At 37.9% G+C, this 6,625-nt stretch carries 8 protein-coding genes and 1 riboswitch; all 8 genes read right to left on the bottom strand.

Going from position 1 to position 6,625, the window contains the following annotated elements; genetic code table 11:
- Nucleotides 1–39: 39 nt before the first annotated feature.
- On the bottom strand, nt 40–291 hold the full coding sequence (gene purS, locus JCM9157_RS22520; protein ID WP_035668655.1) for a phosphoribosylformylglycinamidine synthase subunit PurS: 252 nt from the start codon (nt 289–291) through the stop codon (nt 40–42).
- A complete protein-coding gene (purC, locus tag JCM9157_RS22515) occupies nt 279–1,001 on the bottom strand; it encodes a phosphoribosylaminoimidazolesuccinocarboxamide synthase (protein ID WP_035668653.1) in 723 nt (240 codons plus the stop codon). Before purC ends, purS begins: the two co-directional genes overlap by 13 nt.
- A gap of 68 nt (nt 1,002–1,069) precedes the next feature.
- Nucleotides 1,070–2,368 carry an adenylosuccinate lyase gene (gene purB / locus JCM9157_RS22510; RefSeq protein WP_035668650.1) on the bottom strand — a complete coding sequence of 433 codons (1,299 nt, stop codon included), beginning with the start codon at nt 2,366–2,368 and terminating at the stop codon, nt 1,070–1,072.
- A 35-nt stretch (nt 2,369–2,403) separates the two neighbouring features.
- The gene (gene purK / locus JCM9157_RS22505; RefSeq protein WP_035668646.1) at nt 2,404–3,537 is read right to left on the bottom strand and encodes a 5-(carboxyamino)imidazole ribonucleotide synthase; all 1,134 of its coding nucleotides are present in this window, start codon (nt 3,535–3,537) and stop codon (nt 2,404–2,406) included.
- Nucleotides 3,534–4,019 (bottom strand): 5-(carboxyamino)imidazole ribonucleotide mutase, encoded by a 486-nt coding sequence (gene purE / locus JCM9157_RS22500; protein WP_035668644.1) that lies wholly within the window; start codon nt 4,017–4,019, stop codon nt 3,534–3,536. The genes purK and purE overlap by 4 nt, the downstream gene beginning before the upstream one ends.
- Before the next feature lie 134 nt (nt 4,020–4,153).
- A riboswitch (purine riboswitch) is annotated at nt 4,154–4,256 on the bottom strand.
- 76 nt (nt 4,257–4,332) lie between these two features.
- Complete coding sequence (locus tag JCM9157_RS22495; protein ID WP_035668640.1) at nt 4,333–4,542, bottom strand: NETI motif-containing protein; 210 nt, start codon at nt 4,540–4,542, stop codon at nt 4,333–4,335.
- Nucleotides 4,543–4,655: 113 nt separating this feature from the next.
- Nucleotides 4,656–5,216, bottom strand: a complete 561-nt coding sequence (locus JCM9157_RS22490) for an isoprenylcysteine carboxyl methyltransferase family protein (RefSeq protein ID WP_035668638.1) — start codon at nt 5,214–5,216, stop codon at nt 4,656–4,658.
- Nucleotides 5,216–6,313 (bottom strand): type III polyketide synthase, encoded by a 1,098-nt coding sequence (locus JCM9157_RS22485; RefSeq protein ID WP_035668635.1) that lies wholly within the window; start codon nt 6,311–6,313, stop codon nt 5,216–5,218. The genes JCM9157_RS22490 and JCM9157_RS22485 overlap by 1 nt, the downstream gene beginning before the upstream one ends.
- Nucleotides 6,314–6,625: the final 312 nt, after the last annotated feature.

The raw sequence follows: 6,625 nt of genomic DNA, 5'->3' as shown, positions 1-6,625 counted from the left end.
AATCACAGTTTGAACCTGGAAAGACAATTACCGCGAATTTCATGATGAGACAACCTCCTCGATTTCATAACGATAGTCCTCAATCACCGTATTTGCTAATAATTTTGAACACATTTCATCGATACGCTTTTCAACGTCATCTGTATTTTGTAAAGTTAACTCCATGTATTTACCAATACGAACTTCTTCAACCTCTGAATAATTCATTGTGTGTAATGCACGTTTTACTGCTCCACCTTGAGGATCTAGAACACTTTCTCTTAACGTAACGTAAACTTTTACTTTGTACATGATGCGCCTCCTAAGCGTGATAAGATTTCTTGGTATCCTTCTTGTAAACTTCCAATGTTTCTTCTAAATAAATCTTTATCAAAACGTTGATTCGTTTCTTTATCCCAAAGACGGCAAGTGTCTGGTGAGATTTCGTCTGCTAATAGAATCGTTCCTTCTGCTGTACGGCCAAATTCAAGCTTAAAATCAATTAAACGAACATTAAGGTTATCAAACAAATTAATCAAATGTTTGTTTACCTCTAACCCTTTTTCTCTCAAAATCGCTAAGTCTTCAGCTGATGCAATTTGCAAAATCGCAATGTGATCTTCCGTGACGAGCGGATCACCAAGAGCATCATCCTTATAGTAAAATTCAACGATTGGTTGTGAAAGTACAGTACCTTCTTCCATCCCAAGTCGCTTAGACAAACTACCAGCTATAACATTGCGAACAACAACCTCTAATGGAATGATGTCAACTTTTTTTACTAGTTGTTCTGTTTCAGAAAGCTTTTTCAAGAAGTGGCTCTGTACGCCATTTTCTTTTAAATAATCAAAGATTAAAGAGGTAATCTCGTTGTTTAAACGTGCTTTGCCAGCAAGCGTTTCTTTCTTTTCTCCATTAAAAGCAGTTGCATCATCTTTATAACTAATCCAAAGCTCATCCGCTTGATTGGTTTCAAAAATCTGTTTGGCCTTTCCTTCATAAAGCAAGATTCCTTTTTCCATCGTTGCCCCTCCGAAATACAGAATGTGGAACTCTATTAAAGAGAGGAGGATGTTCCTCCTCTATCAATTTAGTCTTGCAAACCTACTCTTGTAAAAATCGTATCAACATGCTTTAAGTGGTGCTCATAGTTAAAGCAATCTTCAATTTCATCAGCCGTTAACACACTTGTAATTCGATCTTCTGCTTCAACAAGTTCGCGGAATTGGATGCCTTTTTCCCATGCTTCCATCGCTTTTGGTTGAACTAGATCGTAAGCTTCCTCACGAACCATCCCCTTATCAATCAAAGATAGAAGAACACGCTGAGAGTAAATTAAACCATACGTACGAGTCATGTTTCTCTTCATGTTCTCAGGGAATACCGTTAAGTTTTTCACGATGTTACCAAAACGGTTAAGCATGTAATTTAAAGCAATCGTTGCATCTGGAAGAATGATACGTTCGGCTGAAGAATGCGAAATATCACGTTCATGCCATAACGGAACATTCTCGTAAGCCGTTACCATATGTCCACGAATAACGCGAGCTAAACCAGTCATGTTTTCAGAACCGATTGGGTTACGTTTATGTGGCATTGCCGACGATCCTTTTTGACCTTTTGCGAAAAATTCTTCCACTTCTCTTGTTTCACTCTTTTGAAGACCACGAATCTCCACAGCAAATTTCTCAATTGATGTAGCAATTAATGCAATCGCTCCTAAGTACTCAGCATGGCGATCACGTTGCAACGTTTGTGTTGAAATTGGCGCTGCTTGTAGTCCTAACTTTTCGCAAACGAAAGCTTCAATGGAAGGGTCGATATTAGCGAAAGTTCCAACAGCCCCAGATAATTTCCCAACTCTTACACCTTCTGCTGCATGCTTAAAGCGCTCTAGATTACGCTTCATTTCTTCATACCAAAGAGCTAATTTCAAACCGAACGTTGTAGGTTCAGCATGTACACCATGAGTACGCCCCATCATAACTGTGTACTTATGCTCCTGAGCTTTATTTTTTAAAATCTCAATAAAACGCTCGATGTCTGCTAATAAAATATCGTTTGCTTGTTTCAATAGATAAGACAACGCTGTATCAACAACATCTGTTGAGGTAAGGCCGTAATGAACCCACTTTCTTTCTTCACCTAATGTCTCTGAAACGGCACGTGTAAAGGCTACAACATCATGACGTGTTTCAAGTTCAATTTCATTAATACGGTTAATATCAAAACTCGCATTTTCACGAATTTTGACGACATCTTCTTTTGGAATATCTCCAAGTTCAGCCCAAGCCTCACAAGCTACAATTTCCACTTCAAGCCAAGCTTGAAATTTATTTTCCTCTGTCCATATAGCTCCCATTTCTGGGCGTGTATAACGTTCGATCATCTATGACCAGCCTCCACTTATCTATTTAAATAGCTTTATATATTAACGCCTGTTTTTACAAACGAATCTAATATCATACAGGCCTCTTCAACTGTATTTGCCGTAACAGTTAAATGTCCCATCTTTCTTTTTTCTTTTGCCTCTGTTTTTCCATAAAGATGTAACTTAATTTTTGATAAATTAGGAACATTCTCTATTACTTGATTTAACTGCTCACCTAAAATGTTTTCCATTACGATAGGTGATCGTAGCGATGTTGAACCAAGTGGCAAGCCGCAAACAGCTCTAATATGTTGTTCAAATTGTGATGTTTCACAACCTTCTATTGTGTAGTGACCTGAATTATGAGGACGAGGTGCGACCTCATTGGCATATAATCTGCCATCCTTTAGCATAAAGAGTTCAACAGCTAGTGTTCCTACTACATCTAATCCAGTAACAATTTCTAATGCAAGTTGCTTCGCATTTTCACACACTTCCTCACTAACACGAGCAGGAACATGAGAACGATAAAGGATATTGTTTCTATGTTCATTTTCTACTACTGGAAAAACGGCTGTTTCACCGTTTCTAGAACGAGTGACGATTACAGACAACTCACATTGAAACGGAATCCAGGCTTCTAATACACAATCTCCACTTTCTAGTAACTCTTTCGCAGCTTCTTGAAGCTGTTCTAAATCATGAACTACTCTTTGGCCTTTGCCATCATAACCACCACGACTTGTTTTCAAGACAGCTGGGAAGCCTAACTTTTCTCCCGCTTGTTCTACATCCTCTAAAGACCTAACAGGATGAAAAGGTGCAAGAGCTATTCCTAAAGATTGAATGGCCTCTTTCTCAGCTAAACGATCTTGCGTAATGGCCAAAACGTTGGCTCCTTGCGGAAAATCAGCTTGCTCAGTTAGCCATTTAGCCGTCTGATCATCAATATTTTCAAACTCATACGTAATCACATCGGAAACTTCAGCAAGCTTCTTAGCTGCTTCAAAATCATTATAAGAAGCTTTAATCACAACATCGGCTACTTGTCCACAAGGAGAGTCTTCGGTTGGCTCTAATACCGCAATTCGATATCCCATTTGCTTAGCTGCGATAGCCATCATTCGTCCGAGTTGCCCTCCACCGATAATTCCAATTGTTTGACCTGGCTTGATGATCTGTGTCATAGAGTATCACTGCTCTCTATGACTGCCAGTCTCGTTTTTTCCCTTCTATTTTCTAAACGTTCAGCAATATCCGAAGAAGTTGCTCCTAGAATCTGAGCTGCTAACAAACCAGCGTTTGTAGCACCCGCTTTTCCAATTGCAACCGTCGCAACTGGAACGCCACCAGGCATTTGAACAATTGATAGAAGTGAATCTAATCCTTGTAGAGCTTTTGATTGAACTGGTACACCAATAACAGGTAGTGTGGTTTTCGCCGCAACCATCCCCGGTAAATGCGCGGCTCCGCCAGCACCAGCGATGATGACTTTCAAGCCACGCGATCTTGCTTGTTCCGCATAGTCAAACATTAAATCAGGAGTACGATGAGCTGAAACAACCTTTTTCTCATAGCTAATCTCTAGTTCATCAAGTACGTCACAAGCTGCTTTCATCGTTTCCCAATCTGAAGTACTTCCCATTATTACACCAATTTCAGGATTCATATTTTGAATTCCTCCATTACTTTATCGTTGCAAGCTATAGTTAACAAAAAAAGGCGCAGAAACACTTTCTTTATCTACTCTTTTTGAGAGAAAGGAAGTTATTTCTACGCTTTCAGAGATCATAAAGTAAATAATCCACGTAACACTTCCCTCATAGTCCGATTTTTTTACGGCAATCGGGTAGAAACTTATGGACCATATTCCCAAAATTATATGAGGTCTTATTCGTTTTTCGATCAATCACATGACTATATCTTACAATCATCATTCATTACTGTCAACAAAAAGTCGAACGATTTAAAATGTCTTAACTCTATTGTTCGCTTTCTACTAGTAAACCTTCAAACATGATTTGCTGTTTTACAGGAACATATTCTTTATTAGAATTAACGGTTCGTTCCTCAAAAATAGGTTTTTCAATCCTTCTAATGGGTACATATCCTTCAGATTTCATTCTTTCTAAACACTGTTCAATTGTTTCTGATTCCTTTACTTCAAAACGTTCCTTTTTTTTCTTAGACAAAACCCTACCTCCCAAAATAGATTCTAAATTTCTCCATATTTCGATTATAATTGCAGTTAGCGTAACATGATTATACGCTTAAAGAAAGGGGTAGATTTGTTCTACCCCCCTTTCTATTCTTCATATTTAGGAATGAATCTATTTCGCTTATCAAACACTTCTTGATAATTTGTGACCTCTTCTAGGGCTCTTTCTTCGACTTTGATTCGTGTAGTGAGGATTACTGCATTTAATACAGTAAAGATGATGGCCGTCCAATACGCTTGAAAAATAAGAGGAAGACACGCTAATTCAGTTATGACTATAGCGTAATTAGGATGACGGAGATATTGATATGGACCTTTAGCGACTACTTTAGCCCCTGGCAAAACCATAATTCTTGTATTCCAAAATCGCCCTAATGACGATAGTGCCCATACCCTTCCAACTTGAGCAACTAAAAAGAAAACAAGAGGAATAATCGACCAAAGCATAAAACTCTTATTTACTAGACTGACTTCTACAAGTAACGAAAGAAAGAATACACCATGCAAAGCTACAATGTATTTATAGTGAGCTTTTCCTACTTCGTATCCTCCTTGAGCTTTAATCCACTTGGCATTTCTATTCGCGATAACCACTTCAATAACCCTTTGAATGATAACTAATGCTATAAACAGATAAACAGCAATCATTAATGAAGCCCCTTCCACTCTAGTAATGTTAATTCTGAACAAAAACCTGGCCCTAATGCTGCCATTAATCCAATATCACCTTCTTCATGTTCCTGTAACATAATCTGCTCTAGTACATACAGAACAGTAGGAGATGACATATTCCCATGTTTTTTAAGGATTTCTTTTGAGGTTGCCGTTAACCGTTCATCAATGTTCAAAGACTCCACATAAGCCTCCAAAACCTTTTTTCCCCCAGGATGTGCAATAAAACTAGACAGCTGTTCTATATTTAATTCGTTACGCTCTAAAAACTCTGTAACATTTGGCTTAAGCCACTCTTTAATAATCGCAGGAATATCTCTTGAAAAAACGACATGTAAGCCTGTATCCTTAACTTCCCACCCCATCACATCTTCTGAATCTGGCATAAGCGTTGATTCCGTATCAACAACAGTCGGTCTTATCGGACGAGCTAATTGATTGATTAGTTTTGAATCATCCCCAGCTAAAACAGCACAAGCTACCCCGTCCGCAAACAGCGATGTACCAACTAGATTACTTTTTGAACGATCATTTCGCTGGAAAGTTAAGCTACACAACTCCACACAAACAACTAATACATTTTCTTGCGGATAGGCCCTGCAATATTCATAACCTCGACTAATGCCAGCTGCTCCACCAGCGCAACCAAGTCCCCATAACGGAATTCTTTTTGTATGTGAAGAGAAAGGAAGTTGGTTCATAATACGAGCATCTAAACTCGGCGTAGACATACCCGAACTTGAAACTAAAACAATTGCTCCAATATCTTTATAATCTATGTTCTCATTTAAAAACTGATCATTCATTAAACATTTTTTGATAGCTTCCACGCAAAAAGAAGTTGCTAACTCTATATATAGATTGTTTTTAACTTCTAGTGAGTGCTCGGATTCGAACCAATCAAGTGGAACTGAAAATTGTCGCTCTTCAATTTGACCATTTGCAAAAACTTTTAATAATCGTTCGATATCTTGATAATTTTCACTGAATAACTCACGAGCAAATTCAGTAGTAGCTTCTTGATTGATTGTATGTGGGGGTTTATATGTACTAACGGAGATTATTGATGGCATTCAGCTTTCACCTTCCCCTAACTAATTTATAATGTTAGAGTCACCAATTATTAGAAGATCATGCGTTTTTTTACCACTTCTAGGGTTTGCTTTCTGTACGGTATAGAAAGAAAGGTGAAAGGGTTTTAAGAATAGTTTAATTAACCTAAGTATCTAAGTATGAACATTGATTTCTTCTTAGTTTTCTGTCTTTACTGTCAGCTTCTCTCAATTTACTATCCAGTTCATACTATTTACTATCCATTTTCTTAATTTAACTATCCGGATTTCTCTATTTACTATCCAACCAAGCTTTAGAGATAACATTGGCAT

This window comes from Halalkalibacter akibai JCM 9157 (genome assembly GCF_000513135.1).
In the GTDB taxonomy this organism is placed as follows: Bacteria; Bacillota; Bacilli; order Bacillales; family Bacillaceae_D; genus Halalkalibacter; species Halalkalibacter akibai.
The sequence above is the reverse complement of the archived record's forward strand: the minus strand, read 5'-3'. Positions and strand labels throughout refer to the sequence as shown.

Excerpts from the sequence above, each read along its gene's own strand:
- purE (WP_035668644.1), bottom strand. The coding sequence starts at position 4,019 with ATGAATCCTGAAATTGGTGTAATAATGGGAAGTACTTCAGATTGGGAA.
- JCM9157_RS22485 (WP_035668635.1), bottom strand. The coding sequence starts at position 6,313 with ATGCCATCAATAATCTCCGTTAGTACATATAAACCCCCACATACAATC.
- purS (WP_035668655.1), bottom strand. The coding sequence starts at position 291 with ATGTACAAAGTAAAAGTTTACGTTACGTTAAGAGAAAGTGTTCTAGAT.
- purB (WP_035668650.1), bottom strand. The coding sequence starts at position 2,368 with ATGATCGAACGTTATACACGCCCAGAAATGGGAGCTATATGGACAGAG.
- JCM9157_RS22490 (WP_035668638.1), bottom strand. The coding sequence starts at position 5,216 with ATGATTGCTGTTTATCTGTTTATAGCATTAGTTATCATTCAAAGGGTT.
- purC (WP_035668653.1), bottom strand. The coding sequence starts at position 1,001 with ATGGAAAAAGGAATCTTGCTTTATGAAGGAAAGGCCAAACAGATTTTT.
- purK (WP_035668646.1), bottom strand. The coding sequence starts at position 3,537 with ATGACACAGATCATCAAGCCAGGTCAAACAATTGGAATTATCGGTGGA.